This window comes from Nocardioides sp. 31GB23 (assembly GCF_040012395.1).
In the GTDB taxonomy this organism is placed as follows: Bacteria; Actinomycetota; Actinomycetes; order Propionibacteriales; family Nocardioidaceae; genus Nocardioides; species Nocardioides salarius.
Genome location: NZ_JBDYKJ010000001.1, coordinates 1 through 26,494 on the forward strand (window position 1 = coordinate 1; position 26,494 = coordinate 26,494).

The 26,494-nt window shown below is 74.0% G+C and carries 26 protein-coding genes and 1 tRNA gene; 12 read left to right on the top strand and 15 right to left on the bottom strand.

Annotation, left to right across the window (positions count from 1 at the left end; translation table 11 throughout):
- Positions 1–17: 17 nt before the first annotated feature.
- From ABKW28_RS00005 to metH, 3 genes are read right to left on the bottom strand one after another with little or no spacing between them, the layout of a single operon-like run.
- Positions 18–164: a hypothetical protein gene (locus ABKW28_RS00005; protein ID WP_193668834.1), complete on the bottom strand. Its 147-nt coding sequence runs from the start codon at positions 162–164 to the stop codon at positions 18–20.
- A 36-nt stretch (positions 165–200) separates the two neighbouring features.
- Positions 201–872, bottom strand: coding sequence for an HAD family phosphatase (locus ABKW28_RS00010; RefSeq protein ID WP_348605489.1), 672 nt, complete (start codon positions 870–872; stop codon positions 201–203).
- A 3-nt stretch (positions 873–875) separates the two neighbouring features.
- Complete coding sequence (metH, locus tag ABKW28_RS00015; RefSeq protein ID WP_348605621.1) at positions 876–4,613, bottom strand: methionine synthase; 3,738 nt, start codon at positions 4,611–4,613, stop codon at positions 876–878.
- Between the two features lie 186 nt (positions 4,614–4,799).
- Here metH and ABKW28_RS00020 point away from each other — a divergent pair, with 186 nt between their 5' ends.
- Positions 4,800–5,648 carry a PAC2 family protein gene (locus ABKW28_RS00020; protein WP_193668835.1) on the top strand — a complete coding sequence of 283 codons (849 nt, stop codon included), beginning with the start codon at positions 4,800–4,802 and terminating at the stop codon, positions 5,646–5,648.
- A gap of 19 nt (positions 5,649–5,667) precedes the next feature.
- Here ABKW28_RS00020 and mshC read toward each other — a convergent pair whose 3' ends face one another.
- From mshC to ABKW28_RS00040, 4 genes are read right to left on the bottom strand one after another with little or no spacing between them, the layout of a single operon-like run.
- On the bottom strand, positions 5,668–6,906 hold the full coding sequence (gene mshC / locus ABKW28_RS00025; RefSeq protein ID WP_348605491.1) for a cysteine--1-D-myo-inosityl 2-amino-2-deoxy-alpha-D-glucopyranoside ligase: 1,239 nt from the start codon (positions 6,904–6,906) through the stop codon (positions 5,668–5,670).
- 56 nt (positions 6,907–6,962) lie between these two features.
- Positions 6,963–7,772 (bottom strand): SCO1664 family protein, encoded by an 810-nt coding sequence (locus tag ABKW28_RS00030; RefSeq protein WP_348605493.1) that lies wholly within the window; start codon positions 7,770–7,772, stop codon positions 6,963–6,965.
- Complete coding sequence (locus ABKW28_RS00035; protein WP_193668838.1) at positions 7,762–8,337, bottom strand: DUF3090 domain-containing protein; 576 nt, start codon at positions 8,335–8,337, stop codon at positions 7,762–7,764. The genes ABKW28_RS00030 and ABKW28_RS00035 overlap by 11 nt, the downstream gene beginning before the upstream one ends.
- A 5-nt stretch (positions 8,338–8,342) precedes the next feature.
- A complete protein-coding gene (locus ABKW28_RS00040) occupies positions 8,343–9,101 on the bottom strand; it encodes a histidine phosphatase family protein (protein WP_348605496.1) in 759 nt (252 codons plus the stop codon).
- 54 nt (positions 9,102–9,155) lie between these two features.
- Between ABKW28_RS00040 and ABKW28_RS00045 the strand changes: the two genes are divergently transcribed.
- A complete protein-coding gene (locus ABKW28_RS00045; RefSeq protein ID WP_348605498.1) occupies positions 9,156–10,136 on the top strand; it encodes a magnesium and cobalt transport protein CorA in 981 nt (326 codons plus the stop codon).
- A gap of 6 nt (positions 10,137–10,142) precedes the next feature.
- Here the strand turns inward: ABKW28_RS00045 and ABKW28_RS00050 are convergent, their stop codons facing one another.
- Positions 10,143–10,361, bottom strand: a complete 219-nt coding sequence (locus ABKW28_RS00050) for a DUF5703 family protein (protein WP_227491662.1) — start codon at positions 10,359–10,361, stop codon at positions 10,143–10,145.
- A 90-nt stretch (positions 10,362–10,451) separates the two neighbouring features.
- Positions 10,452–11,399, bottom strand: a complete 948-nt coding sequence (locus tag ABKW28_RS00055) for an aldo/keto reductase (protein ID WP_348605500.1) — start codon at positions 11,397–11,399, stop codon at positions 10,452–10,454.
- A gap of 73 nt (positions 11,400–11,472) precedes the next feature.
- Here ABKW28_RS00055 and ABKW28_RS00060 point away from each other — a divergent pair, with 73 nt between their 5' ends.
- Complete coding sequence (locus tag ABKW28_RS00060; RefSeq protein WP_348605503.1) at positions 11,473–12,297, top strand: undecaprenyl-diphosphate phosphatase; 825 nt, start codon at positions 11,473–11,475, stop codon at positions 12,295–12,297.
- A gap of 22 nt (positions 12,298–12,319) precedes the next feature.
- Here the strand turns inward: ABKW28_RS00060 and ABKW28_RS00065 are convergent, their stop codons facing one another.
- Complete coding sequence (locus tag ABKW28_RS00065) at positions 12,320–13,672, bottom strand: M20/M25/M40 family metallo-hydrolase (RefSeq protein WP_348605505.1); 1,353 nt, start codon at positions 13,670–13,672, stop codon at positions 12,320–12,322.
- A gap of 148 nt (positions 13,673–13,820) precedes the next feature.
- Here ABKW28_RS00065 and ABKW28_RS00070 point away from each other — a divergent pair.
- The 4 genes from ABKW28_RS00070 (at position 13,821) to ABKW28_RS00085 (ending at position 17,131) form a co-directional block, all read left to right on the top strand.
- Positions 13,821–13,906: transfer RNA gene (locus tag ABKW28_RS00070), tRNA-Leu, on the top strand.
- Between the two features lie 89 nt (positions 13,907–13,995).
- Positions 13,996–14,373 carry a hypothetical protein gene (locus ABKW28_RS00075; protein WP_348605506.1) on the top strand — a complete coding sequence of 126 codons (378 nt, stop codon included), beginning with the start codon at positions 13,996–13,998 and terminating at the stop codon, positions 14,371–14,373.
- 109 nt (positions 14,374–14,482) lie between these two features.
- Positions 14,483–15,511 (top strand): hypothetical protein, encoded by a 1,029-nt coding sequence (locus ABKW28_RS00080; RefSeq protein WP_348605507.1) that lies wholly within the window; start codon positions 14,483–14,485, stop codon positions 15,509–15,511.
- A gap of 72 nt (positions 15,512–15,583) precedes the next feature.
- Positions 15,584–17,131, top strand: a complete 1,548-nt coding sequence (locus ABKW28_RS00085; protein WP_348605510.1) for an alpha/beta hydrolase — start codon at positions 15,584–15,586, stop codon at positions 17,129–17,131.
- A 24-nt stretch (positions 17,132–17,155) separates the two neighbouring features.
- Here ABKW28_RS00085 and ABKW28_RS00090 read toward each other — a convergent pair whose 3' ends face one another.
- Complete coding sequence (locus tag ABKW28_RS00090; protein ID WP_193668844.1) at positions 17,156–17,869, bottom strand: glycosyltransferase; 714 nt, start codon at positions 17,867–17,869, stop codon at positions 17,156–17,158.
- On the bottom strand, positions 17,866–19,110 hold the full coding sequence (locus ABKW28_RS00095; protein WP_348605511.1) for a bifunctional PIG-L family deacetylase/class I SAM-dependent methyltransferase: 1,245 nt from the start codon (positions 19,108–19,110) through the stop codon (positions 17,866–17,868). Before ABKW28_RS00095 ends, ABKW28_RS00090 begins: the two co-directional genes overlap by 4 nt.
- A 110-nt stretch (positions 19,111–19,220) precedes the next feature.
- Here ABKW28_RS00095 and ABKW28_RS00100 point away from each other — a divergent pair, with 110 nt between their 5' ends.
- Together ABKW28_RS00100 and ABKW28_RS00105 are read left to right on the top strand one after the other, a co-directional pair.
- Entirely contained in the window at positions 19,221–20,354 is a 1,134-nt protein-coding gene (locus tag ABKW28_RS00100; protein WP_348605513.1) for a hypothetical protein, read from the top strand.
- Positions 20,355–20,416: 62 nt separating this feature from the next.
- Entirely contained in the window at positions 20,417–21,004 is a 588-nt protein-coding gene (locus ABKW28_RS00105; protein ID WP_348605515.1) for a LysR family substrate-binding domain-containing protein, read from the top strand.
- 16 nt (positions 21,005–21,020) lie between these two features.
- Here ABKW28_RS00105 and ABKW28_RS00110 read toward each other — a convergent pair whose 3' ends face one another.
- Entirely contained in the window at positions 21,021–22,454 is a 1,434-nt protein-coding gene (locus ABKW28_RS00110; RefSeq protein ID WP_193668848.1) for a GuaB1 family IMP dehydrogenase-related protein, read from the bottom strand.
- A gap of 31 nt (positions 22,455–22,485) precedes the next feature.
- Positions 22,486–22,881 (bottom strand): ankyrin repeat domain-containing protein, encoded by a 396-nt coding sequence (locus ABKW28_RS00115; RefSeq protein WP_348605517.1) that lies wholly within the window; start codon positions 22,879–22,881, stop codon positions 22,486–22,488.
- A 53-nt stretch (positions 22,882–22,934) separates the two neighbouring features.
- Between ABKW28_RS00115 and galK the strand changes: the two genes are divergently transcribed.
- Positions 22,935–24,134: a galactokinase gene (galK, locus tag ABKW28_RS00120; protein ID WP_348605518.1), complete on the top strand. Its 1,200-nt coding sequence runs from the start codon at positions 22,935–22,937 to the stop codon at positions 24,132–24,134.
- Between the two features lie 7 nt (positions 24,135–24,141).
- Here the strand turns inward: galK and ABKW28_RS00125 are convergent, their stop codons facing one another.
- Positions 24,142–25,485: a DUF2252 domain-containing protein gene (locus ABKW28_RS00125; RefSeq protein WP_348605519.1), complete on the bottom strand. Its 1,344-nt coding sequence runs from the start codon at positions 25,483–25,485 to the stop codon at positions 24,142–24,144.
- Positions 25,486–25,602: 117 nt separating this feature from the next.
- Here ABKW28_RS00125 and ABKW28_RS00130 point away from each other — a divergent pair, with 117 nt between their 5' ends.
- Both ABKW28_RS00130 and ABKW28_RS00135 read left to right on the top strand, forming a co-directional pair.
- Positions 25,603–25,890: a YiaA/YiaB family inner membrane protein gene (locus ABKW28_RS00130; protein ID WP_193668852.1), complete on the top strand. Its 288-nt coding sequence runs from the start codon at positions 25,603–25,605 to the stop codon at positions 25,888–25,890.
- A gap of 77 nt (positions 25,891–25,967) precedes the next feature.
- Entirely contained in the window at positions 25,968–26,390 is a 423-nt protein-coding gene (locus tag ABKW28_RS00135) for a hypothetical protein (protein WP_193668853.1), read from the top strand.
- The last annotated feature ends 104 nt before the right edge of the window (positions 26,391–26,494 follow it).

Consider the following 26,494-nt stretch of genomic DNA (forward strand, 5'->3'; position numbering starts at 1 on the left):
GGCCGCGCTCGGCACCGTCACCACCCGGCCATCTGGGCCGGGCGCCGCTCGCCCAGGGAAGGCGTGGTGGCGTTGTCGAGCACGGCCGGTACGGCGAGGCAGGTGCCCTGCTCCCGTCGTTCCGAGTGGTTCCATGCTGCGCCCTGCGTGGTCCCGGTCACCATCGTCCGGTGGTACTAGTACCCCCGGGACGGCGCGGCTCAGCGCATCAGCAGGTCGCCGAGGTCCCGCGGGGACAGACCCTCGAGCGTGGGTCGCAGCACGCGCCGCGGCCCGGGCAGCACCGGCACGTGGTTCTCGACCACCAGCACCGTGCAACCGGCGGCCTCGGCCGACTTGGCGCCGGTGTTGGAGTCCTCGATGGCCACGCAGTCCCGCGGTGCGACGCCGAGGGCGGCGGCCGCTGTCAGGTAGGGCTCGGGGTGCGGCTTGCCGAGCTCGACCTTGTCGCCGGTGACGATGACCCGGAACGTCTCGGGCGGCAGGTGCACAAGGATCGGTGCCACGAACCGCTCGTAGGACATCGTGACCAGCGCGCAGGCGATCCCCGCCCCACTTGCCTCGAGCAGCAGCTCCCGCGCTCCCGGCACCCAGGGCACGGCCCGCTCGACGCGGGCCACCACCCCGTCGAGGAGCTCCTCGACGATCCGCTCGGGCGTCAGGTCGATGCCCATGTGCTCGCGGATGTAGCGCCCCGAGGTCAGCAGGTCGTTGCCGACCAGGTCGAGGGCCTGCGCCCGCGACCAGGTGCCGCCGTACCGCTCGGCGAGGGCGAACTCGGTCTCGATCCAGTAGGGCTCGGTGTCGACCAGGGTGCCGTCCATGTCCCACAGCAGGGCTGCGGGCAGCCCCGGGCTCGCGTCGTCGGCCACGGGTCAGTCCTCGGGGTCGTAGCCGAGGTTCGGCGAGAGCCAGCGCTCGGCCTCGGCGAGGCTCCAGCCCTTGCGCTCGGCGTACGACTCGACCTGGTCGCGCGCGATCCGGCCGACCACGAAGTACTGCGACTGCGGGTGGCTGAAGTACCAGCCCGACACCGAGGCGCCCGGCCACATCGCCATCGACTCGGTCAGCGAGATGCCGGTGCTGGCCTCGACGTCGAGCAGCTCCCACAGGGTCAGCTTCTCGGTGTGGTCGGGGCAGGCCGGGTAGCCGGGCGCGGGGCGGATGCCCTCGTAGCGCTCGGCGATGAGGTCCTCGTTGCTCAGCTGCTCCTCGGGCTGGTGGCCCCAGAAGTCGGTGCGCACCCGCTGGTGCAGCCGCTCGGCGAACGCCTCGGCCAACCGGTCGGCCAGCGACTCGAGCAGGATCGCGTTGTAGTCGTCGTTGGCGTCCTTGAAGGCCTGCACCCGCTCGGGGAGCCCGATGCCGGCGGTCACCGCGAAGCCGCCCACGTGGTCGGCCAGGCCGGTCTCGCCCGGTGCCACGAAGTCGGCGAGCGACTTGTTCGGCACCCCGTCGCGGTGCTGGCCCTGCTGGCGCAGGTGGTGCAGCCGGGTGCGCTCGGCGGAGCGCTCGTCGTCGGTGTAGAGGATGGTGTCGTCGCCCTCGCCGGCGGCGGGGAAGAAGCCGTAGACGCCGCGGGCGCCGATCCACTTCTCGGCGACGACCCGGTCGAGCATCTCCTGGGCGTCGTCGTAGAGCCGGCGCGCGGCCTCGCCGGTGGCGGGGTTGTTGAGGATGTCGGGGAAGCGCCCCTTCATCTCCCAGGCGTTGAAGAACGGCTGCCAGTCGATGTAGTCGCGCAGCTCGGCCAGGTCGTAGTCGTCGAGGACGTGGACGCCGGGCCGGTGCGGGACCGGCGGGGAGTAGTCGTCCCAGTCGATCGGAGTGGCGTTGGCCACCGCGTCGGCGTAGGACAGCTTGGGCCGGTCGGTCTTGTGCGAGTGGCGCTCGCGCAGCGAGTCGTAGTCGGCCTTGACGTCGGCCAGCAGCGTCGTACGCCGCTCGGCGTGCAGCAGCGCGGCCGCGGTCGGCACCGAGCGGGAGGCGTCCTTGACCCAGACCACCGGCCCGTCGTAGCGCGGGTCGACCTTGACCGCGGTGTGGGCGCGCGAGGTGGTGGCGCCCCCGATGAGCAGCGGGATCTCGAGGCCCTGGCGCTGCATCTCGGTGGCCATCGTGACCATCTCGTCGAGCGAGGGGGTGATCAGGCCGGAGAGCCCGATGATGTCGGCGCCGACCTCGCGGGCGGTGTCGAGGATCTTCTGCGCCGGCACCATCACCCCGAGGTCGATGACCTCGAAGTTGTTGCACTGCAGCACCACGCCGACGATGTTCTTGCCGATGTCGTGCACGTCGCCCTTGACGGTGGCCATCACGATCGTGCCGTTGGTGTCCTTGGCGGTGGCGTACTCGGGCTTGTCGAGCTTCTCCTGCTCGATGAACGGGATGAGGTGGGCCACGGCCTTCTTCATCACCCGCGCCGACTTCACCACCTGGGGCAGGAACATCTTGCCGGCGCCGAAGAGGTCACCGACCACGTCCATGCCGTCCATCAGCGGGCCCTCGATGACCTCGATCGGCCGGCCGCCCCTCGCGTCGATCTCGAGGCGCAGCTCCTCGGCGTCGGCCTCGGCGTAGGTGTCGATGCCCTTGACCAGCGCGTGCGTGATGCGCTCGGAGACCGGCAGCGCACGCCACTCCTCGGTGGCGGCCTCCTTGGCCTCACCGACCCGGTTGTGCTCCTCGGCGATCTCGAGCAGCCGCTCGGCCGCGTCGGGGCGCCGGTTGAGCACGACGTCCTCGATCCGCTCGCGCAGCTCGGGCTCGACCTGGTCGTAGACCACCAGCGCGCCGGCGTTGACGATGCCCATGTCGAGGCCGGCCTCGATGGCGTGGAGGAGGAAGACCGCGTGGATGGCCTCGCGGACCGGGTTGTTGCCGCGGAAGGAGAAGCTGACGTTGGAGATGCCGCCCGAGACCCTGGCGCCGGGCAGGTTCTGCTTGATCCAGCGGGTGGCCTCGATGAAGTCCTGGCCGTAGGAGGCGTGCTCCTCGATGCCGGTCGCGACCGCGAAGACGTTGGGGTCGAAGATGATGTCCTCGGCCGGGAAGCCGACCTCGTCGACCAGGATGCGGTAGGCGCGCTCGCAGATCGCCTGGCGGCGCAGGAGGTTGTCGGCCTGGCCGTCCTCGTCGAAGGCCATCACGACCGCGGCGGCGCCGTACTTGCGGCACAGGCGGGCGTGGGCGACGAACGCCTCCTTGCCCTCCTTGAGCGAGATCGAGTTCACGATCGGCTTGCCCTGCACGTTCTTGAGCCCGGCCTCGATGACCTCGAACTTCGAGGAGTCGACCATCACCGGCACCCGGCTGATGTCGGGCTCGCTGGCGATGAGCTTGGTGAAGCGGTCCATCGCCGCGACGCCGTCGATCATGCCCTCGTCCATGTTGACGTCGATGACCTGGGCGCCGTTCTCGACCTGCTGGGCCGCGACGCTCAGGGCGGTGTCGTAGTCGCCGTCCTTGATGAGCTTGCGGAAGCGCGCCGAGCCGGTGATGTTGGTGCGCTCGCCGACGTTGACGAAGAGGCTGTCGCCGTCGATCGTGAACGGCTCGAGGCCCGAGAGCCGCATCGCCGAGGGCACGGTCGCGGGCGTGCGGGGCTGGTGCGGGGCGACCGCCTCGGCGATCGCCGCGATGTGCGCCGGCGTCGTGCCGCAGCACCCGCCGACGATGTTGACGAAGCCGGCCTCGGCGAACTCCCCGACCACCGCGGCGGTCTCGGCGGCCGCCTCGTCGTACTCGCCGAACGCGTTGGGCAGCCCCGCGTTGGGGTAGACCGAGACGAAGGTGTCGGCGACCCGGGCCAGCTCGGCGACGTAGGGCCGCATCTCGCGGGCGCCCAGGGCGCAGTTCAGCCCGATCGCGAGCGGCCGGGCGTGGCGCACCGAGTTCCAGAACGCCTCGGTGGTCTGGCCCGACAGGGTGCGCCCGGAGGCGTCGGTGATGGTGCCCGAGATGACCAGCGGCCAGCGCCGGCCGAGCTCCTCGAAGACGGTCTCGACGGCGAAGATCGCCGCCTTGGCGTTGAGGGTGTCGAAGATGGTCTCGACGATCAGCAGGTCGCTGCCGCCGTCGAGCAGACCCAGCGTGGCCGTGCGGTACGCCGCCACGAGGGCGTCGAAGTCGATGTTGCGGGCGCCGGGGTCGTTGACGTCCGGGGAGATCGAGGCGGTGCGCGTCGTGGGGCCCAGGGCCCCGGCGACGTAGCGCGGACGCTCGTCGGTGGCGACCACGTCGGCCGCGCGGCGGGCCAGCCGCGCCGACTCGAGGTTGAGCTCGTAGGCCAGGGCCTCGAGCCCGTAGTCGGCCAACGAGACCGCGTTGGCGTTGAACGTGTTGGTCTCGATCAGGTCGGCGCCCGACTCGAGGTACTCGCGGTGGATCGACTCGATGATCGCGGGCTGGGTCAGGGTCAGCAGGTCGTTGTTGCCGACCAGGTCGCTGGGCCAGTCGGCGAACCGCTCGCCGCGGTAGCCGGCCTCGTCGGGACGGTCGCGCTGGATGGCGGTGCCCATCGCGCCGTCGATGACCAGGATCCGCTGGGCCAGGGCCGATCGCAGCTCGTCGGTGGCGTCACGGCGCCACTCCCCCGCGCCGACGCGCTCCATGGGGGTCTCGGTGCTGGGCTGGCTCACGCGGCTCTCCTCTCGTGGGGCACCGGCGGCGCCCCGAGCGGGTCCCGCCAGCCTAGGAGGGTGTCCGAAGGCTGGACAGGGTGTTCAGATGGTGACACCGGCGCGCGCGGCGGGCGAAATCCCCGGGGAGGTGAGCTGGGGGGTGACTACGCTGGGTCGGTGATCGAGATCGAGGACGCCCCGGACCTGGTCGACCCCATCGTGATCGCGGCCTTCGAGGGCTGGAACGACGCGGCCGACGTCGCGTCGTCGGTCGTCGACCACCTCATGCTCGCCTGGGGTGCCCGGGTGGTCGGCGCGGTGGACCCCGAGGACTTCTACGACTTCCAGGTCAACCGGCCGGTCGTGGGCAGCGACGAGCTCGGGCACCGGCGCATCACCTGGCCCACCACCCAGATCGCGGTCGCCTCCCCGCCCGACCTGGGTCGCGACATCATCCTGGTCCGCGGCATCGAGCCCAACATCCGCTGGCGCCAGTTCTGCGCCGAGCTGCTCGCCGCGGTCGACGAGCTGGGCGGCGAGCTGGTGGTGACCCTGGGGGCGCTGCTGGCCGACACCCCGCACACCCGCCCGATCCCGGTCACCGGCACCGCCACCGAGCCCGAGCTGGTCGACCGGCTCAAGCTCGAGCAGTCGACGTACGAGGGCCCGACCGGCATCGTCGGCGTCTTCCAGGACGCCTGCGTGCGCGTCGACATGCCCGCGGTCTCCTACTGGGCGGCGGTGCCGCACTACGTCGCCCAGCCGCCCTGCCCGAAGGCCACCCTGGCGCTGATCGGCCAGATCGAGGACCTGCTGGAGATCTCGATCCCCCTCGGCGAGCTGCCCGAGGAGGCGCGCGCCTGGGAGCGAGGCGTCGACGAGCTGGCCGAGGACGACGAGGACGTCGCCGACTACGTGCGCGCCCTCGAGGAGACCCGCGACACCACCGACCTGCCGGAGGCCTCGGGCGAGGCCATCGCCCGCGAGTTCGAGCGCTACCTCAAGCGGCGCCAGAGCGACGACTGACCGGCGGCTGCCGCTCGGGTCAGAGCGACAGGCCGAGCGCCGCGTCGAGGACGCGGTGCACGCCCAGGGCGGCCTGGGCGTCGGAGGTGTCGGCGAGCCCGTCGGTGCCCAGCGTGGCGCGCGCCCAGTCGTCGACCACGCCCACCGCGGTGGCGGCGTCGAGGTCGTCGGCGCAGGCGGCCAGCACGGCCTCCACGACAGGGGCCGCCGGCGCGCCGGCGCCCAGCGACAGAGCGCGGCGCCAGGTGGCGAGCATGTCGACGCTGTCCAGCAGGTCGGCGTCGGTCCACTCCCAGTCGGAGCGGTAGTGGTGGCGCAGCAGGGTCAGCCGGATGGCCATCGGGTCGACGTCGGCGTGGCGCAGTGCCGAGACGAAGACGAGGTTGCCCTTCGACTTCGACATCTTCTCGCCGTCGTAGGCCACCATGCCGGCGTGGATGTAGACCTGCGCGAAGCGGGCGCCGGGCTCGGCCACCTGGGCGTGGCCGGCGCACATCTCGTGGTGCGGGAAGACCAGGTCGCTGCCGCCGGCCTGCACGTCGAAGTCGTTGCCGAGGTGCTCCACCGCGATGGCGGTGCACTCGACGTGCCAGCCGGGGCGCCCGGGGCCGAAGGGGCTGGGCCACGACGGCTCGCCGGCCCGCTCGCCGCGCCAGACCAGGCAGTCGAGGGGATCCTTCTTGCCGGGGCGGTCGGGGTCGCCGCCGCGCTCGGGGAAGATCCGCAGCATCGTCTCGCGGTCCATCCCCGACTCCTCGCCGAAGGCGGGGTCGGCGTGCACCGAGAAGTACCAGTCGTCCTCGACCCGGTAGACCGACCCGGCGGCCTGGAGCCGCTCGATCAGGTCGATGACCAGCGGGATCGACTCGACGGCGCCGATGTAGTCGCGCGGCGGGAGCACCCGCAGCGCCTGCATGTCCTGGCGGAAGAGCTCGGTCTCGCGCTCGGCCAGCGCCACCCAGTCGACACCGACCTTGGTGGCCCGCTCCAGCAGCGGGTCGTCGACGTCGGTGACGTTCTGCACGAAGGCGACGTCGTGGCCGGCGTTGCGCCACGCCCGGTTGAGCAGGTCGACGCCGACGTACGTCGCCGCGTGGCCCATGTGGGTGGCGTCGTAGGGCGTGATGCCGCAGGCGTAGAGGCGGGCGGTGCCCTCGGGCACCACCAGGCGGCGCGAGCCGCTGGGGGTGTCGTGCAGCGAGACAGCCGGGCCGCTCACGGGAAGGGCGGGCATCTCCGGGGCAGTCCAGGCACGCATGGGGCGAGCCTAGAGGGTGCCCGGCCCAGGACGAGGATCGACCACCGTCGCCGGGCTCAGAACGGCGGCCAGGGGATGGCCGGACCGTCGGCGTCGGGGGCCGGCATGGTGCCTCGGGCCAGCAGCCGCTCGCAGCGCCGGGCCAGCGCCTCGATCTCGTCGTCGCCGAGCAGGGGCACCAGCAGGTCGGCCAGCGGCTCCCCCGCTCCCCCGCACGCCGACCCGCGGGCCCCGTCGCGCACCCGCTCGACGGCGGCCCGGTCGGCGTCGGTCAACGGTGCGCCCAGCCAGCCCCAGAGCACCGTGCGCAGCTTGGGCTCCGTGTGGAAGGCGATGCCGTGGTCGACGCCGTAGCGGCGCCCGTCGCCCATCGCCAGCACGTGCCCGCCCTTGCGGTCGGCGTTGTTGAGCAGCACGTCGAGCACCGCCATCGAGCGCAGCGCCGCGGTGTCCTCGTGCACCAGGGAGACCAGCCGGTCCTCGGCGTCGTAGCCGTCGAAGACGTGCAGGTAGCCCTCGGGCGTCGCCCCCGAGGGCACCAGGGTCACGGCCTCGACCTCCGGGTCGGGCTCCTGCCACTCCTGGACCATCCCGGGACCGTGCGGGCCCTCGCGCAGCCAGGTGCGCGGCACCAGCACCGGCCGGTCGGGGCCGGCGAAGACCTGCGCCACGACGTGGGCCGCCACCTCGCGGTGGGCCAGCACGGCGCCGGGGAAGTCCCACAGGGGGCGCTCGCCGGCGATCGGCTTGTAGACCACCTGGAGCTCGCCGATGGTGCCCAGGAAGGTGGCGTTCGACGCGGGCAGGATGCGCCCGCGCAGCTCGAGCTCGTGCTCGACCAGGTCGACCTGCTGCTCAGGGCTCACGGCGGCGGAACCCGTTGGCCCGCACGCACAGGTGGCCGTCGGGGTCGATCGGGTTGCCGCAGAACGGACAGCTGGGCCGCCCTGCCTCGAGGACCTGCTCGGTGCGCTGCACGAAGGCCCGCGCGGCCCCGGCCTCCAGGCGCACCAGGAGCACCTCGTCGGGCTCGGGCTCCTCGAAGTCCTGGTCGACCTGCTCCGGGGAGACCACCGCGGCCTCGCTGTAGGGGAAGACCTCGATCACGATGCGCTCGTCGTCGGGGTCCCACGACAGCGTCATCGTGCCCGCGCGGAACTCCTCGTCGATGGGCTGCTCGAGCGGGTCGGTGTCCTGAAGCCCCAGGGGCGCGACGGCCGGGATCACGGCGGTGGAGGTCTCGGAGCCCATCACCTCGTCGAGCAGCTCGTCGACCCGCTCGGCCAGCGCGGCGACCTGCTGCTTCTCCAGGGCCACGCTGACGACACGGCTGCCGCTGCGGGCCTGGAGGAAGAACGTGCGGGACCCGGGCTCGCCGACGGTGCCGGTGACGAAGCGCTCCGGCGGGTCGAATGCGTGGACGACTGGCATGGCCCTCAGCCTAGGGGCGCCGCGGAGCCGGCCGACCCACCCGGTCGTGCGGGGACGGGCTCCTCGGGCCCCGAGCCGCCGCCGACGGGGGCGTCGCCCGTGCTCGCCTGCTCGTCGGCCGCGGGCGGCGGCACCAGCCACGCCAGGTCGCCGGCGTGGGTGTTGCTGGCCAGCACGTAGGGCCGCTGCTCGGTGTAGCGCACCATCGAGATCGAGGCCGGGTCGACGCCGATGCGCTGGAAGAGGTCGAGGTGCAGGCCCAGCGCGTCGGCGAGCACCGACTTGATGATGTCGCCGTGGCTGACCACGGCCCAGACCGCGCCCGGGCCGTGCTCGGCCTCGACCCGCGCGTCGAGGCGGCGTACGGCGGCCACGGCGCGCGCCTGCATGCCCGCCATCGACTCCCCTCCGGGGAAGGTCACGGCGGAGGGCTGGGTCTGCACGGTGCGCCACAGGGGCTCGCCCGCCAGGTCCTTCAGCGCGCCGCCCTGCCAGTCGCCGTAGTCGCACTCGGTGACGCCGTCGTCGGTCTCGAGGACCGGGGCCGCGCCCTGCTGGGCCAGCACCGACTCCGCGGTCTGGCAGCAGCGCAGCATCGGGCTGGTCACCACCGCCGCGAGCGGCACGCCCGCGAGCCGCTCCCCCGCCCGCTGCGCCTGCGCGCGACCGGTCTCGTCGAGCTCGACGCCGGGGGTGCGTCCGGCGAGGACGCCGGTGGCATTGGCGGTCGTGCGTCCGTGCCGGATCAGCACCATCGTGGCCATGCCCCGGACTGTAGCCGGGGACACCCGAGCCGGCCGGGGCACTAGCGTGGCCCCGTGATCGTCGACGCGGCCGTCTACCACGACGGCGTCCGGACCCCGGTGGACTGCCAGGACGCCGACTACGCGGCGCTGCGCGCCCGCGCCAGCGAGCGGGGCGGCTTCGTGTGGGTGGGCCTGCACGAGCCCGGTCCCGAGGAGCTCAGTGCCGTGGCCGAGGCCTTCGACCTGCACCCTCTGGCCGTCGAGGACGCCGTCAAGGCCCACCAGCGACCCAAGCTCGAGCGCTACGAGCACGGGCTCTTCCTGGTGCTCAAGACGCTCTGGTACGTCGACGAGGAGGACGCCGTCGAGACCGGCGAGGTCAACCTCTTCGTCGGGCCCGACTTCGTCGTCACGGTGCGCCACGGCCACGGCCTGGAGCTCAGCCCGGCCCGCTCCTTCCTCGAGTCCAGCGAGCAGGTGCTGACCCACGGGCCGTCCTCGGTCGTCTACGCCGTGTGCGACCGGGTCGTCGACGCCTACGTCGCGGTGGTCGACGAGCTGCAGGTCGACGTCGACGAGGTCGAGGAGTCGGTGCTCTCGCCCGCCCGCACCAACGACTCGGTGCGCATCTACACCCTCAAGCGCGAGATCGCCGAGGTGCGCCGCGCCGTGCAGCCGCTGCGCGAGCCGCTGCACCGCTTCAGCGACGGCGCGGTGCACGGCGTCGACCCCGAGGCCGGGCCGTTCTTCCGCGACGTCCTCGACCACCTCAACCGCACCGCCGAGCTCGTCGACAACCTCGACGCCCTGCTCTCGACCGCCTTCGACGTGCACGTCGCGCGGATCCAGCTGCAGCAGAACGACGACATGCGCAAGATCTCCGCCGGCGCGGCGCTGGTGGTCGTGCCGACCCTGATCGCCGGGGTCTACGGGATGAACTTCGAGCACATGCCCGAGCTGGGCTGGGCGCTGGGCTACCCCTTCGCGCTGCTGCTGATGGTGGCGGCCTCCGGGCTGCTGTGGTGGCAGTTCCGGCGCTCCGGCTGGTGGTGAGCCGGGTCAGGCGGTGCGCACCGCGCGGATGATCTTGCGGCGCAGCACCACGCGACGGGTGCCATCGGCGGTGATCTGCACGCGGTCGAGCTCCCAGCCTCCGTGCTCGGCACGGTCGACGAGCAGCTTGGTCACGACGTTGCGGCTGAACTCGCGGGAGAACGACACGCGGTCGAACTCCCACTCCACTCCGCGGCGCACGGGGCGCAACGGGGTGCGGGTCATGGTGCCTCCTCGAGAGGATCGGGTGCTGCGGCAGACAGTCTTGCGGACCGGCTCAAGGCTGCACGCAGTGTCAGTCGGTGTCAGTCGGCGTCAGTCGGCCGAGACGTCGTCGAGGGCCGCGGTGATCTCGCCGGGCAGCTCGACGTCCTCGGTCTCAAGCGCGCTGGCCAGCTGGGCGGCGGTGCGTGCGCCGACGATGGGGGCGGTGACCCCGGGCCGGTCGCGGACCCAGGCCAGCGCCACCTGCAGGGGGCTGAGGTCGAGGCCCTCGGCGGCGCGGGCGACCGCCTCGACGACGCCGGCCGAGCGCTCCTCGAGGTAGGCGCCCACGAAGGAGGAGAACTGCGAGGTCGCGGCACGCGAGTCGGCCGGGGTGCCGGTGCGGTACTTCCCGGTCAGCACCCCACGACCCAGCGGTGACCAGGCGAGCACGCCCAGGCCGGTGGCCTCGGCGGCGGGCAGCACCTCGTGCTCGATGCCCCGGTTGAGCAGGGAGTACTCCACCTGGGTGGAGGCGAGCACGGTGCGCCCGGGCACGGCGCGCTGCCAGGTGGCGGCCTGCGCGGTCTGCCAGCCGGTGTAGTTGGAGATCCCGACGTACGACGCCCGGCCGCTGCTCACGGCCAGGTCGAGCGCCGAGAGCGTCTCCTCCAGCGGCACGCCGTCGTGCCAGGTGTGCACCTGCCACAGGTCGACGTGGTCGACCCCCAGGCGGCGCAGCGAGGCGTCGAGGGTGCTCAGCAGCCGCCCGCGCGAGGTGTCGACGCGCAGCTTGCCCTTGCGCAGCCCCAGGCCGGCCTTGGTGGCCAGCACCACGTCGTCGCGGTCGACGACGTCGCCGATCAACGAGCCGAGCAGCTCCTCGGAGTGCCCGTCGGCGTACGCCGCGGCGGTGTCGACGAGGGTGCCGCCGGCCTCGACGAACGAGACCAGCTGGTCGCGCGCCTCGTGCTCGTCGGTGTCACGGCCCCATGTCATCGTCCCCAGGCCGAGGCGGGAGACGCGGAGCCCGGTCGCGCCCAGTGAGCGTTGCTGCATGGCCACAACCTAGCGGCGCCGCCCGTGTGAGTCGGCGTCGGCTCGCCCAGCGGCGTCTCCTAGGCTGGCCCGCGTGCTGGACCTCCTCAAGGCTGTCGTGCTCGGCCTCATCCAAGGGCTCACCGAGTTCCTCCCGATCTCCAGCAGCGCCCACCTGCGGATCTTCCCCGAGCTCTTCGGCTGGGGCGACCCGGGCGCGGCGTTCACCGCGGTGGTGCAGATCGGCACCGAGCTGGCGGTGCTCATCTACTTCCGCCACGACATCTGGCGCATCGCCTCCACCTGGCTGCGCTCGCTGTTCCAGCCCGAGTGGCGCGGCCACGTCGACGCCCGGATGGGCTGGTACATCATCATCGGCTCGCTGCCGATCGTGGTGCTCGGGATCGCGCTCAAGGACATCATCGAGCAGGACTTCCGCAGCCTGTGGATCATCGGCAGCACCCTGGTCGTGCTGGGCGTCGTGCTCGGCATCGCCGACCGGTACGGGCGCAACGACCGGGCGATCAAGAAGATGGGCCTGCGCGACGCGCTGCTGATGGGCCTGGCCCAGGCCGCGGCGCTCGTGCCGGGCGTCTCGCGCTCGGGTGCGACCATCTCGATGGGGCGCTTCCTGGGCTTCGAGCGCGCCGCCGCGACCCGGTTCGCGTTCCTGCTGGCCATCCCCGCGGTGGTGGGCGCCGGGCTGTTCCAGCTCTCCGAGATCCCCGGCGGCGACAACGCCTACGGCTGGGGCCCCACGCTGGTGGGCACCGTCGTCTCGTTCATCGTCGGCTACGCCGCCATCGCGTGGCTGCTGCGCTACGTCAGCACCAACTCCTACACGCCGTTCGTCATCTACCGCGTCCTGCTCGGCGGCACGGTGCTGGTGCTCCTGGGCACCGGGGTGCTCACCGCCTGACCCGCGGCCCGGGCCCGGGGGCTCAGACGTCGTCGAGGAACGTGTCGAAGACCCGCGCGCCGAACTCCAGCGCGTCGACCGGCACCCGCTCGTCTACCCCGTGGAAGAGGGCGGTGAAGTCGAGGTCGGCGGGCAGGCGCAGCGGGGCGAAGCCGTAGCTGCGCATCCCGAGCCTGCGGAAGTGCTTCGCGTCGGTGCCGCCGCTCATCAGGTACGGCGCCACGATGCCGTCGGGGTCCTCGCTGAGGATCGAGCGGTTCATCGCGCGCACCAGGTCTCCGTCGTACGGCGTCTCCCAGGGCTGCTGGTGGGAGAGGTGCTCGATCTCGACGCCCTCGCCGACGAGCTCGGCCAGGGTGGCGAAGAACTCGTCCTCGAAGCCGGGCAGGAAGCGGCCGTCGACGTGGGCGGTGGCCTCGGTGGGGATCACGTTCACCTTGTAGCCGGCCTGCAGCATCGTGGGGTTGGTGGTGTTGGAGATGACCGCTCCCAGCATCCGCGCCGCGCCGCCGAACTCCTCGATCAGCGCCGGGGCGTTCTCGGGGGTGGCCTGCACCCCGGCCAGGTCGCCGACGGAGGCCAGCAGGACCTCCATGGTCGGGGTCAGCCGCACCGGCCAGTCGTGGGCGCCGACGCGCGCCACGGCGGCGGTGAGCCGCGAGACGGCGTTGTCGGTGTTGAGCATCGAGCCGTGCCCGGCGCGCCCGCGGGCGGTCAGCCGCATCCAGGCCATGCCCTTCTCTGCGGCCTCGACCAGGTACATCCGGCGCCCGCGCACGGTGACCGAGAAGCCGCCCACCTCGCCGACGGCCTCGGTGACGCCCTCGAACAGCTCGGGGTGGTCACGCACCAGCACCTCGGCGCCCTTGTGGCCACCGGCCTCCTCGTCGGCGGTGAAGCACAGCACGATCGGCCGCGTCGGGATCCTGCCGGCCCGCTGCCGGGCCCGCACGACGCTGAGGAGCATCGCGTCGAAGTCCTTCATGTCGACCGCCCCACGGCCCCAGACGTAGCCGTCCTGGACCTCGCCCGAGAAGGGGTGCACCTGCCAGTCCTCGGCCGCGGCGGGGACGACGTCGAGGTGGCCGTGCAGCAGCAGCGCGTCGCCCTCGGTGCCGCCCCAGCGCGCCACGACGCTGGTGCGCCCGGGCTCGGACTCGAAGAGCTGCGAGGAGATCCCCACCTCGTCGAGCAGCGCGGCCACGTGCTCGGCGGCCTTGCGCTCCCCCGGCCCCTCCTGGTCGCCGTAGTTGGAGGTGTCCATCCGGATCAGGTCGCGACAGATCTCCACGACCTCCGCGGCGGGGTCGTAGCCGCGCTCCGTGCCGGCGTGCGCGCTGTGCTCCTGACGGGGGTCCTCGGCGGGGGTCGACATGACACCAGCATGGCACCGCCACGGTGGCTGTCCACCCCGTGACGGGTGGGGCGCGAGGGGTGCGGCCCGCCGTTGCCGCGGCGTACGCTGGTGGGCAGGGGCCGATGCGAGGTTTCGGCCCCTGCTTTGTTACTGTTCCACCGCACTCGTCCGGGTGGCGGAATAGGCAGACGCGCTAGCTTGAGGTGCTAGTGCCCGTATTAGGGCGTGGGGGTTCAAGTCCCCCCTCGGACACTGGAAAGGCCCCGGCTCCACGGGGTCTTTTCTTCATTTCGGGCCCATGGACCCTGGGCGCCGGGCACGCCGGCCCGCACCGTGGTCGGATGAGCCCACACCCCGACAGCCGGGCGGTCGCCGAGCGTGCGATGGCCGACCTGACGAACGTCCTCACCAGGACCAGCGACCACCGGGTCCTCAACGTGCAGTGCCGCCACGCCCACCACCTCGCCGCTGTCTACGACACCCCCAGGGGACTGGTCTACCGGGCCACCACGGGCCCGCACGCGCACGGGTCGAAGGACTACGTCGACACCGCCCACGACGGAGCGGGCCACCGGCGCAGGTTCACCGACCTGCTCGAGCCCGGTCCGCTGGTCGTCGACGAGGTGCCCGCCTGGTGCGACTGCGGCCTGTGGTCGCTCTCGCGGGCCGACCTGCTGGCGCGCACCCGCGACGGGGGCGGCACCGTCCACCTGCCCTGACACCGGGCCGCCCCACGGGTCGCGCTGGTGGGGTGGTCTCGGGCGCCGGAGGTGCTCGGTACGGTCGGGACACCACCGTCCGACGACCACCGCCGTCCGGGAGGCGCCCGTGCTCGAGTCGATGACCCTCGACGTCGCCTGGGTCCTCTTCGCGGTCTGCGCGGGCGTGATCGGGATGGCCGGCGTGCGGCTCGCCGGCCTGGTCGACCGGATCGCCGACCGCACGGGCCTGGGCGAGGCGGTGGCCGGCGCGGTGCTGATGGGCCTGACCACCTCCCTCAGCGGCAGCGTGCTCTCCGTCTCGGCCGCGGTCTCCGGGGACGCCGAGCTGGCGATGTCGAACGCCGTCGGCGGGATCGCCGTGCAGACGCTCTTCCTGGCGGTGGCCGACATCGCCTACCGCCGGGCCAACCTCGAGCACGCGGCCGCCTCGATCGGCAACATGATCCAGGGCGCGCTGCTGATGGCCCAGATGTCGTGGCTGCTGGTCGCCTTCGCGATGCCGCAGTGGACCGTCGGCCACGTGCACGTGGTCACGCCGCTGCTGCTCGCCTCCTACGTCTACGGCCTGCGGCTGGTGCGCCAGACCCAGGCCCAGCCCATGTGGACCCCCGCGCGCACCCACGAGACCCGTGTCGACGAGCCGGAGGAGGCCAACCAGCGCGAGTCCCTGGCTGGACAGGTCGGGGCCTTCCTCCTGCTCGCGGCCACCATCGGGACCGCCGGCTACGTGCTGGAGAGGAGCGCCTCGGTCATCGTCTCCCAGACGATGCTCGAGGCCGCGCTGGTCGGCACCCTGTTCACCGCGGTGGTCACCTCGCTGCCCGAACTGGTCACCACCGTCGCGGCCGTGCGCAACGGCTCGCTGACCCTGGCGGTGTCGGGCATCATCGGCGGCAACGCCTTCGACACCCTCTTCGCCGCCTTCTCCGACGTCGCCTACGGCGAGGGCTCGATCTACCACGCCGTCTCCAGCACGGTGGTCTTCTGGACCGCGCTGGGGGCGCTGATGACGGCCGTGCTGCTGATGGGCCTGATCCGGCGCGAGGAGCGCGGCCCGGGCCGCATCGGCTTCGAGAGCGCCGCGATGATCGTGCTCTACGCCCTCGGCGTCACGGTCGTGGTCGCAGGCACCTGAGCGTGTCGCCGGGCGCGGTGGCTCGTTGAGGGGGCACCGACCTGTGCCGCTCACCACCACGGAGGACCCCCGGTGCGCCTGCCCCACCGTCTGCCCCACCGCCTGACCACCTCGATCGCGCTGCTGGCGGCGCCCGCCCTGCTGCTGGGCCCCACCTCGTCCGGCGCGGCGGCCTCCGCGGAGCCCGAGCCGGGCCCGGAGCCCGGCTCGGCGGCGTACGTGCAGCGCGACACCGAGAACGTCGCCGACGCCTACGGGCGCATCCACGGCGAGGGCGGCCAGCTGCGCAACCCCGCCTACCTGCCCGCGCTGGTCGCGCACAGCTCCGCGCTGTCGGTGGCCCAGCTGCTGGCCCAGGCCGCCGAGCCGACCCGTCCGGCCCTGACGGCCGGCAACCTGGTGCCCGGCTGGGACGTCGGCAACCCGCTGCGTGCCTCGTGGTCGGGCACCCGGGGCCGGTCGCAGCGGGTGGCCTTCACCAACCGCTACGGCGCGCTGCTGCGCGGCACCGTGTGGGCACCGGCCGAGGGCGCCCGCGACCCCTACTCCGGCCGGCGGCTGCGTGGACCGTTCCCGGGCGTGGTGATCACCCCGGGCTCGGTGCAGGGCTCCGAGGGCATGTACGAGTGGCTGGCCCAGGACCTGGCCGAGCGTGGCTACGTCGTGCTGACCTACGACGTGCAGGGCCAGGGCGGCAGCGAGACCTTCCCGCACCCCGACGGCTCGGCGTTCCCGTTCTGCGACCCGACCACGCAGCCGCCGCCCGCCGAGGTGAGCGACGAGATGACCGGCTGCCCGGGGGTGCCGTTCCAGCAGCAGGCCAACTTCGAGGTCGGCACCCGCGACGCCTTGTCCTTCCTGCTCGCGACGCCGGCGCGACCGTGGGCCAACCCGGGCAGCACCGGGGCCGCCGTCGACGCCGCCAACCCGTTCCACCACCTGCTCGACCGGCGCCGCGAGCGTCACCCCGTGACCCCGGGCCGGCGCCACCGGATCGCGGTGATCGGCCACTCCCTCGGCGCCGCGGCGGTCTCGCAGGTGCAGGCCGTCGACAAGCGGGTCGCCACCGTCGTGGCCCTCGACAAGCTCGGCACCCCCACCGCTGACGACGTCGACCTGCGCCCGGTGGTGCCCGCCCTCGGCGTGCAGTCCGAGTACGGCTTCGCCGTCACGCCGTGGCAGCTCTCGGGCGGCAGCTCCATCCAGCCGCAGCCCAGTCCCGACGGGCCCGACCCGCGCCGCGAGAGGGCGACCGGGTGGGACGCCTGGGACGCCGCCGGGGTCGACTCGATGATGCTGGTCCCCCGCGCCTCCACCCACCTGGAGTACACCGACATCCCGCTGGTGCTGCCGGCCAGCCGCTGGGGCCAGGCCCTGACCAGCGTCACCGTGCAGCGCTGGCTCGACCGCTACCTCAAGCACCGCGGCGGGCCGCGGGCGCTGCTGCGCCAACGCATCGACTACCTCGAGCCGACGGGCGGCGGGGCCTGGTCACCGGTGCGGCTGCGCCGCGACGAGCACCTGAGCTTCTACTACTGCTCGGCCTACCGCCTCGACGCCGCCGGCTCGACCCAGCGCCGGGTCCTGCGCGACGGGGACGTCACCGACGTGGGCTGCTGACCTCGACCTGCTGACCTCGACCAGCTAGGCCGACGCGCCCTCGGCCACGGCGATGCGCAGCGCGCGCAGGTAGCCCGCGAAGCCGTCGGGCGCCCGGCCGTGCTCGCGGGCCGAGGTGATGACCGGACGCCCCTGCCGCACCGCGGGCGTCCCGGCCTCGAGGAGCGCGCGCACCAGCTCGACGTCCTCGCCGGTGCCCAGGTCGGCGAAGCCACCCACCGCCCGGTAGGCCGAGAGCCGCACCCCGAGGTTGGCGCCGTGCACGTGCAGCCGCCCGCCGCGGTGCCGCTCGTGCCACGCCGCGAGCACGGGAGCGTCGAGGCCGGCCGCGTCGGGCTGCACCGGCCCGACGAGCAGGTCGTGGCCGTGCTCGGCGGCGGCCAGGTGGTCGTCGAGCCACGACGCCGGCACCCGGCTGTCGGCGTCGGTCGTGGCCACCCAGGTGCGCTCCCACCTGTCGGGCGCGCACCCCGCGGTCCCGGTGTCGACGCCCAGGGCCCGCGCTGCCCCGACGCTGCGCGCCCCGCAGTGCACGGTGCGCACGCCGTGGGCGGCAGCGACCTCGGCGCTGGCATCGGTGCAGGCGTCGAGCACCACGACGACCTGCACCCGCGGGGCGGCGGCCTCCCGGGCGCGCACGCGGGCCGCAGCGGTCTCGATGGCCTCGAGGCAGGCGCCCAGCACCTCCTGCTCGTCGTGGACCGGGACGACCACCACGAGCGCGTCGATGCCGCTCACTCGGTGGGATCCGGCAGACGGTGCTCCGGGCCCAGCAGCAGCAGCTCGACGTCGCGGTCGCGGTACTCGGCGATGCGCGACCAGCCCGGCAGCGCCTCGAAGGCACGGTGCACCGCGGCGCCGTCGAGCGGCCACCCCTGCACGGGGTGGCGCCAGTGGGCCAGCAGCACCAGGCCGTCGCGGTCGAGGCCGTTGGCGCTCTGGCGCACCAGCTCGTCGAGGTCGACGGGGCTGAGGAAGTACCCGACCTCGCTGAGCACGATCACGTCGTAGCGCCCGTCGGGCCAGTCCTCGGGGAGCAGCCGCTGCTGCACCTCGACGTTGGCGAGGTCCTCGGTGCGCCGCCGGGCCGCCTCCACGGCCGCCCGGCTGGAGTCGACCGCCAGGACGTCGTCGCAGCGCTCGGCCAGGGCGCGGGTCAGCACCCCCGTCGAGCACCCGAGCTCGAGGACCCGTCCGTGGTGGCGGGCCGGCAGCATCGCCAGGGCCAGCGCCCGCTTGCGCTCCTCGTACCACCGGGTGTCGGCGCCCCAGGGCTCCGCCACGGAGCGGTGCAGCTCGTCGAGGGTCTCGTCGCGTGCCGGCGCCTCGACGAAGACCTCCTGCTCGCCGAGGAAGTGCGCCAGCACCTCGGGCTGCAGCAGCGTCTCGTCGCCGGGCTCCTCCGAGAGCGGTCGCACCTGGGAGGCGTGGGCGTGCACGGCGTGCCGCTTGTGGGTGCAGGTGCCCGGGTCGAGCGGCAGCCGGCGCAGGTCGACCCAGGGCGCCTCGTGGGGCTCGGCCCGGTGCCAGAACCAGATCGGGTACTCCAGCAGCCGGGCGCCGGTGCGCCGGGCGGCCGCGGCGCAGATCCGCCCCGCGGCGTCGTGGTCGGGGTGCCCGTCGTGGCGCCACGGGCCGACCAGCAGGGCGCGGCTGCCGTCGCCGACGAGGGCGCTGAGCCGGTCGGTCCACCGGGCCTCGTCGGCCTCGACGTGCCCGTCGGCGGAGCCCCACCAGTGCACCGGGACACCCTCGGCGGCACCGCCCAGGGCGTCCAGGGCCGCGCGCGACTCCTCGAGGCGCCGGGCCGCGAGCTGCTCGCGCCCGTGCGTGGGCGAGGAGGGGTGGCTCGCCTCCCCCGCGGTGAGCAGCACCATCTCGATCCGCGGGCGCTCCTCGTCGGGCAGCCGGAGCAGCCGCGACAGCAGCCCGCCGGCGCCGAGGGACTCGTCGTCGGGGTGGGCGGCCACCACGACCACGTGCTCCAGGCTGCGGCCGTCGCGGGCGGAGAGCTCCAGCGGCGGGCCCCCCCCCCCCCCCCCCCCCCCCCCCCCCCCCCCCCCCCCGCGGCGAGGTCGCGCTCGGCGTGGTGCTGGCGCAGGTAGAGGCGCAGGTCGGCGAGCGCGGCGGCGTACGACGCGTCACCGACCTGCGGGCCCGGCCCCAGGGCGTGCTCACAGGCCGCGAGCACCCCCTCGGCGGAGGCGACGACCACCGAGCGGACCCGCGTGGCCAGGGCTGCGGCGGCCGAGCCGGTGACGCCGCCGGAGTCGACGAGCGCGGCGGCCTCGGCCAGCACGGCCCGGGACGCGGTCAGGTGCTGGTCGACCGCCCCGAGGTGCAGGTGGGCGACCTGGTCGAGCTCGCGACCGACGGGCTGTGCCAGGCGCCGGGCCAGCCCGACCGCGCCGCCGTACCAGACGGCGGCCACCCCGATGCCGCCCCAGGCGAAGCCGTCCCGCTCGAGGTACCAGCCGGGGGCGCCGACCGGCGTCACCGCGGCGCCCTCGACCTCGATCGGGGTGCTCACCACGTCGGGCAGGCCGCGGGGCACCCAGCGCTCGGCGTGCTCACACGTGCGCACCGCCGGGTCGCGCAGGTCGAGCGCGAAGAGCCCGCGGGTGCGGTCGTCGACCCAGGCGGTGACCAGCGCGTGGCTGAGGTGGGAGGCGAGCGAGCACCAGGGCTTGGTGCCCTCCAGCAGCCAGCGCTCGCCGTCGGGACGCGCGACGAGGCGCACGCCCGGGCCCTCGGCGGCGAAGACGCCCCAGGTGGCGCCCGGTCCGGCCGCGACCGCGACCCCGGCCTCGTCGAGGATCGCCAGGGCGTCGAGGTGCGGCTCGACGGCGCGGGCCAGCTGGAGGTCGTGGGCGCCCAGCGTGGCCAGGCTCTCCCACAACGTGGCGGTGGACCCCGAGGCGGGACGCGGCACCACCGCGCCGAGCGCGGCGGCCAGCTCGAGGTGGCCGGCCACGTCGCCGCGCTTGGTGCCGTCGGCCAGGGCGCCGGTGACCAGCTCGCGAGCCCCTCCGGGCTCACCGGCCCGGGCTCGTGCTCCTGCGGGCATGGGTGGGTCGAGGGACACCCAGGGGTCCATGCAGTGCTCTCCTCACGCGGGGGATGTGCGCCGCCGGCCCGGCACCGTCGGGAGCTGCTGCGTAAGAGCTCCGTACGGGCGCCGAGCCCGCGACAACTACCCCATAACCGTTGCACGGCAGCGTGAAACGCCATCGGCGTGGTTTCACCCCTAGGAGGGGGGAGGAGGTTGACGGCTAGGCTCTCGGGGTGCCTACGCCCACCCCGTTCCGCCTCGGCTTCGTCACCGGGGCCACCCCCGACAAGTGGGCGCGCACCTGGCGCGACCGCTCCCGCGACCCCCTCGAGCTGGTGCCCGTCGAGCAGGAGGACCAGGAGCGGGTGGTGCGCGACGGCGAGGTCGACATGGTGCTGGCGCGCCTGCCCGTCGACCGCGACGGGCTGCACTGCATCACCCTCTACGAGGAGCGGGTGGTGGCCGTGATGGGCCACGAGCACGTCGCCACCGTCGTCGAGGAGGTCGGCACCGACGACCTCGCCGACGAGCAGCTGGTCGCGCCGCACGCGTCGGGCTGGACCCCCCGTGCGCCCCAGCTGGACTGGCCGGCGATGAGCGTGCGCGAGGCGGTCGAGACCGTCGCCGCCGGCACCGGCGTGCTGCTGGTGCCGATGTCGGTGGCGCGGCTGCACCAGCGCAAGGACGTGACCTACCGGCCCGTGCACGACCTGGAGGGCACCACCGTGGGCCTCGTGTGGCGCACCGACAACGAGGACCCGCGGGTGCAGACCTTCATCGGGATCGTGCGCGGGCGCACCGCGAACTCCTCGCGCGGCTGAGCCGCGCCGGGGCCGGTTACCAGGACGTGGCCAGCGGGCGGCCCTCGGTGTAGCCGGCCGCCGACTGCACCCCCACGACCGCCCGCTCGTGCAGCTCCTCCAGCGACGCCGCGCCGGCGTACGTGCAGGCCGAGCGCACGCCCGAGCAGATCTCGTCGACGAGGTCCTCGACGCCGGGGCGCTGGGGGTCGAGGTACATCCGCGACGAGGAGATGCCCTCCTCGTAGAGGCCCTTGCGGGCCCGGTCGTAGGCGGACTCGGCGGAGGTGCGGTTGGCCACGGCGCGCGCGGAGGCCATGCCGAAGGAGACCTTGTAGGAGCGGCCGGCGTCCTCGACCAGGTCGCCCGGGGACTCGTGGGTGCCGGCGAACCAGGAGCCGATCATCACGCTCGAGGCCCCGGCCGCCAGGGCCAGCGCGACGTCGCGCGGGTGCCGCACCCCGCCGTCGGCCCACACGTGGCCCCCGGCCTCGCGGGCCGCGGCCGCGCACTCCAGCACCGCCGAGAACTGCGGGCGGCCGACCCCGGTCATCATGCGGGTGGTGCACATCGCGCCCGGTCCCACGCCGACCTTGACGACGTCGGCCCCGGCGGCCAGCAGCGCGCGGGTGCCCCCGGCGTCGACGACGTTGCCGGCCACGACCGGCACCTGCGGGTCGAGGGCGCGCACGGCGCGCAGCGCCTCGAGCATCCGGTCCTGGTGGCCGTGGGCGGTGTCGACCACGAGGGTGTCGACCCCGGCGTCGAGGAGCTGGGCGGCCTTCTCGCCGACCTCGCCGTTGACGCCGACGGCGGCCGCGACCCGCAGCCCGCCCCGGTCGTCGACCGCCGGGGTGTAGAGCGTGGCGCGCAGCGCCCCGGCCCGGGTCAGCACGCCCACCAGGGTGCCGTCGGGGGCGACGGCGACGGCCAGCGGCGCCCGGGCGGCGTCGATGGCGTCGAAGGCCGCGCGCGGGTCGGTGTCGGCGGTGATGGTGACCGGCGTGCGGGTCATCACCTGGTGCACCTGGGCGAAGCGGTCGACGTCGGTGCAGTCCTGCACCGAGACCACCCCGACCGGCCGGCCGTCGTCGACCACGACCGCCGCGCGGTGCGCGCGCTTGGGCATGAGCGACAGGGCCTCCGCGACGGTCTGGTGCGGCGCGAGCTCGATGGGGGTGTCGAAGACGAGGTGCCGGCTCTTGACGAAGGAGACCACGTCGCGCACCACCGGCACGGGGATGTCCTGCGGCACCACCACCATGCCCCCGCGGCGCGCGACCGTCTCGGCCATCCGGCGCCCCGCGATGGCGGTCATGTTGGCGACCACCACCGGGATGGTGGCCCCGGAGCCGTCGCTGGTCGCGAGGTCGACGTCGTAGCGGCTGGCGACCGAGGAGTGCCCCGGCACCATGAAGACGTCGTCGTAGGTCAGCTCGTGCGGCGGGGCCGCGTCGTTGAGGAAGCGCACGCCCGCGACCCTACGACCCGGGGCCGACCGCTCAGAGCGTGCGACCGAACATGGCCGCGGTCTCGCGCGCGGTCGGGGTGCCGGCCTCCGGGTCGGCGCCGGCGGCGAGCAGGGCGGCCACGACCTCCTGCTCGTCCTTGAAGACCGCCCCGGCCAGCGGGGACTGCCCCCGGTCGTTGAGCGCGTCGACGTCGGCGCCGCGCTCGGCCAGCCCGGCCACCACGCCCGCGTGCCCGTGGTAGGCCCCGAGCATCAGCAGGGTGTTGCCCTGCGCGTCGGTCAGGTCGACCGGGACCCCGGCGTCGACGTAGGCCAGCAGCCTCTCGACGTGGCCCAGCCGGGCGAGGTCGAGCATCTGGTGCGCCAGCTCGGTGAGGTCGGCCAGCTCGGAGAGGTCGGTCGGGTCCGCCGGGGTCTGCTCGCTCATGGGCCCATGGTGGCAGCCGCCGGGGTGGGGACCGCAGTCCCTAGGCTGGACGCATGACGTGGACTGCTCCCGGTGACCCCGCTGACGTGGTGACGCGCCTGACCGGCGCCTTCGAGACGGCGTACGACGCCCCGGCCGAGGTGGTCGGTCGCGCGCCGGGCCGGGTCAACCTGATGGGCGAGCACACCGACTACAACTCCGGGCTGGTGCTGCCCGTCGCGCTGCCGCACGCCACCTGGGCGGCGGTGCGCCGCCGGGACGACGGCGTGGTGCGGATCCGCAGCCGCCAGCAGGAGCAGGGCTGGGAGGGCACGGTCGAGGACTGTGCCCCGGGCGGTGCCACCGGCTGGGCGGCGTACGCCGCCGGGGTGCTGTGGGCCCTGGGGGCCGGCGCTCCCCCGGACGCCGAGCCGCTGCAGGTGCCCGGGCTCGACGTGCTCATCGACTCGACCGTGCCGGTGGGGGCGGGGCTGTCGAGCTCGGCGGCCCTGGAGTGCGCGGTGGGCGCCGCCGTGGTCGCGCTGCTGGGCCACGACCTCGACGACGCCTGGCGCGCGCGCCTCGTGGCCGCGACCGTGCGCGCCGAGACCGAGGTGGTCGGGGCCCCCACCGGGGGCATGGACCAGGGGGTGGCGGTCGGCGCCGAGGCGGGGCGCGCCCTGCTGCTGGACTTCGCCGACGGGTCGTCCCGCCCGGTCGACCTGGGGCTCGGGGACGCCGGCCTGACGCTCCTCGTCACCGACACCCGGGTCTCCCACGAGCTGGTCGACGGCGGCTACGGCCAGCGCCGCGCCGACTGCGAGGAGGCCGCCCGACTGCTCGGGGCGCGCTCCCTGCGCGACGTGGAGCCGCAGCAGGCCGAGTCGCTCGACGACGAGCGCCTGCGGCGCCGGGCCCGCCACGTGGTCGGCGAGATCGAGCGGGTGCGGCACTGCGTCGAGGCGTTCACCGCCGGCGACCTGCCCGCCCTGGGCCGGCTCTTCCTGGCCTCGCACGTCTCGATGCGCGACGACTTCGAGATCTCCTGCCCCGAGCTGGACGCGGCCGTCGAGACGGCGGTCGAGGCCGGCGCGGTGGGCGCCCGGATGACCGGTGGCGGCTTCGGCGGGTCGAGCGTGGCCCTGGTGCCCGAGGACCGGGTGGACGCGGTCGCGCGGGCGATCGACCTGCGCTTCGTGCGCGACGGCGCCACTCCCCCGGCGCACCTGCGCGTCGAGCCCGCCGTCGGCGCGACCGCCCAGCGGCTGGGCTGAGGGCCGCTCAGGTCGAGGAGATCCCGATCCGCCCCTCGCGGAAGGCCTCGACGAACAGCGCGTGGTCGGCGCGCACACGGTCGGCGTACGTCGTGGCGAAGTCGGTGACCCACGAGACCAGCTCGTCGCGCCGCTCCCCGACGCTGGCCACGACCGCCTCCTCGACCTGGAAGTCGACGAGGTCCTGGTCGCTGTCCTCGTCGGAGGCGCAGTGCACCTTCGCGGTCGCGCGCCCCAGCAGCTCGACGACCTCGCCCATCTCGTCGGGCTCGGTGATGCCCGACCACTCGAGGTCGAGCTCGTAGGGCGAGACCTCCGAGACCACGTAGCCCACGCCGTCGATGGCGGCGTGGCCCAGCAGGGGGTCGGTGTGCACCTGCAGGGCGCGCTGGCTGACCGCGGTGCGGTGGCCCTCGTGGTCGAAGTAGTCGTCGACCTCCGCGGTGTCGACGAAGCGGCTCACCGCCGGCACGTTGGCCTGCTTCATCGACAGCACGACGTCGTTGTCGAGCGCCTGGCTCTGGCCCTCGATGAGCAGGTTGTAGGCCGGCAGCCCCGCGCTGCCGATGCCGAATCCCGACTTGCCCACGACGTCGTGCAGCTCGTAGAAGACGTCGCGCGGCGAGCGCCGCTCGTCGGGGATCGTCTCGAGGTAGTCGCGGTAGGCCTGCACGACCCGCTCCCGCTCGTCGTCGTCGAGGCGCCGCACGCTGGCGTCGTCGCGGAACGTGCGGTGGCCCTGGTCGCCGCGGGTGGTGTTGGCCGCCAGCAGGTCGGTGCGCCGCTGCTCGCGGGCCTGCAGCAGCACCTCGTGCACCGGCCCGGAGGTGTTGTGCAGGTAGAGCGCGTAGTCGCCGTCGCCGGCGCCGTCGGCGTAGCGGTCGACCTGGTCGAGGTAGGCGCGCAGGTAGCGCTCGACCAGGTCGCGCACCTCCTGCTCGGGCAGCGCCTTCTGCCAGCCGACCAGCGCCAGGGACGCCGCGAAGCGCTGCAGGTCCCAGGTGAAGCGGCCCAGGTAGGCCTCGTCGAAGTCGTTGACGTCGAAGACGAAGCGGCCGTCGGAGTTGAGGTAGGTGCCGAAGTTCTCGACGTGCAGGTCGCCGTGGATCCAGATCCGGCCGCTGCGCTCGTCGGCGAAGTCCTCGCTCCACACCTGCGACCCGGCCGAGCCACCGGTGCGCCCGGTCACGTCGGCGTAGAACAGGCACGCGGTGCCGCGGTAGAACGAGTGCGGGTCGGCCGCCATCTTGCGGTACTTGCCGCGGAAGGCGGCGGGGTCGGCCTCCATCAGGTCGGCGAAGGCCTCCCCCAGCACCTCGATGATCGTCTCGGTGCGGTCCTGGTCGTCCATGGCGCCACTGTGCCAGCCGGCGGGGCCGGTCCTGACCACCCGTTGAGCACCGGGGCTCAGAGGGGTCGGGTACGCCGACGCATCCGCCGACCCCTCACCCGGAACCAGGGTGGAGCCATGAGCACACCCACCCAGAACAGGACCACGAACGCCTTCTACGCCCAGGCCGGCATCTCCTTCGGCCTGGCCCTGCTCAGCATGGTCGTGGCCGTGCTGTACCTGCCCGTCGACCCGTGGGTCCGCGCCTTCCTCGCCCTCGGCACCCTCTACCTGACCACCTCCGCCTTCACGCTGGCCAAGTGCGTGCGCGACGCCCAGGAGACCTCCTCGGTGGTCAACCGGCTCGACCAGGCCCGCGTCGACAAGATCCTCGCCGACCACGACCCGTTCCGCTCCGTGTCCTGACGCCGGCCCCTGGGCTCCGGCCCCGGCGCGTGCTTGACTGCCAGGGCAACCGATCGATCCCCACCGAGAGGACGCCCATGAGCTCCAGCAAGCAGCCGAGCACCAGTGCCAGCACCGCCGTCGGAGGGGTCGGACGCCGCGTCGTGGGCACCCTGCGCGTCGGCGGGCGGGTCGGCCTCCGGGTCGGCGGCCGGGCGCTGGAGCGGTTGCGGCCGGTGGTGGAGCGCGGGCTGTCCATGGCGCCGGGCACCCGGGGGAACCCGCCGGGCGAACGCGCGCGCACCCCTGCCCAGGACCGGGAGGTGCCGGACCGGTCGCCCGAGCGTGCGCCCGACGTGACGCCGGCCGACGTGGCCGCCAGGGTGGCGCCGAAGCCGGACCTCGCCGCAGCTGCTGCGAGCGACGGGTCCAGCCGTGCGCCGCGCTCGGCGCCGGGCGACCGCCTCCCGCCGCGCCGGCCCGCCCCGGCACCCGAGCCGGTGCGCCCGGCCGACTCCTGATCCCTGCTCACCCCTGCGTGCGGGGCCGCCGGCCTCCTCGGATGGTTGACTCGTGGCGTCCCGCCGCGGCCGTCCGGTCGCCGGCACCCCGTACCCCCGACCAG

Excerpts from the sequence above, each read along its gene's own strand:
- ABKW28_RS00115 (WP_348605517.1), bottom strand. The coding sequence starts at position 22,881 with ATGAGCGAGCAGACCCCGGCGGACCCGACCGACCTCTCCGAGCTGGCC.
- galK (WP_348605518.1), top strand. The coding sequence starts at position 22,935 with ATGACGTGGACTGCTCCCGGTGACCCCGCTGACGTGGTGACGCGCCTG.
- ABKW28_RS00130 (WP_193668852.1), top strand. The coding sequence starts at position 25,603 with ATGAGCACACCCACCCAGAACAGGACCACGAACGCCTTCTACGCCCAG.
- ABKW28_RS00050 (WP_227491662.1), bottom strand. The coding sequence starts at position 10,361 with ATGACCCGCACCCCGTTGCGCCCCGTGCGCCGCGGAGTGGAGTGGGAG.
- ABKW28_RS00135 (WP_193668853.1), top strand. The coding sequence starts at position 25,968 with ATGAGCTCCAGCAAGCAGCCGAGCACCAGTGCCAGCACCGCCGTCGGA.
- ABKW28_RS00065 (WP_348605505.1), bottom strand. The coding sequence starts at position 13,672 with ATGTCGACCCCCGCCGAGGACCCCCGTCAGGAGCACAGCGCGCACGCC.
- mshC (WP_348605491.1), bottom strand. The coding sequence starts at position 6,906 with ATGCGTGCCTGGACTGCCCCGGAGATGCCCGCCCTTCCCGTGAGCGGC.
- ABKW28_RS00125 (WP_348605519.1), bottom strand. The coding sequence starts at position 25,485 with ATGGACGACCAGGACCGCACCGAGACGATCATCGAGGTGCTGGGGGAG.
- ABKW28_RS00075 (WP_348605506.1), top strand. The coding sequence starts at position 13,996 with ATGAGCCCACACCCCGACAGCCGGGCGGTCGCCGAGCGTGCGATGGCC.
- ABKW28_RS00035 (WP_193668838.1), bottom strand. The coding sequence starts at position 8,337 with ATGCCAGTCGTCCACGCATTCGACCCGCCGGAGCGCTTCGTCACCGGC.
- ABKW28_RS00040 (WP_348605496.1), bottom strand. The coding sequence starts at position 9,101 with ATGGCCACGATGGTGCTGATCCGGCACGGACGCACGACCGCCAATGCC.
- metH (WP_348605621.1), bottom strand. The coding sequence starts at position 4,613 with ATGGAGCGCGTCGGCGCGGGGGAGTGGCGCCGTGACGCCACCGACGAG.
- ABKW28_RS00005 (WP_193668834.1), bottom strand. The coding sequence starts at position 164 with ATGGTGACCGGGACCACGCAGGGCGCAGCATGGAACCACTCGGAACGA.
- ABKW28_RS00055 (WP_348605500.1), bottom strand. The coding sequence starts at position 11,399 with ATGCAGCAACGCTCACTGGGCGCGACCGGGCTCCGCGTCTCCCGCCTC.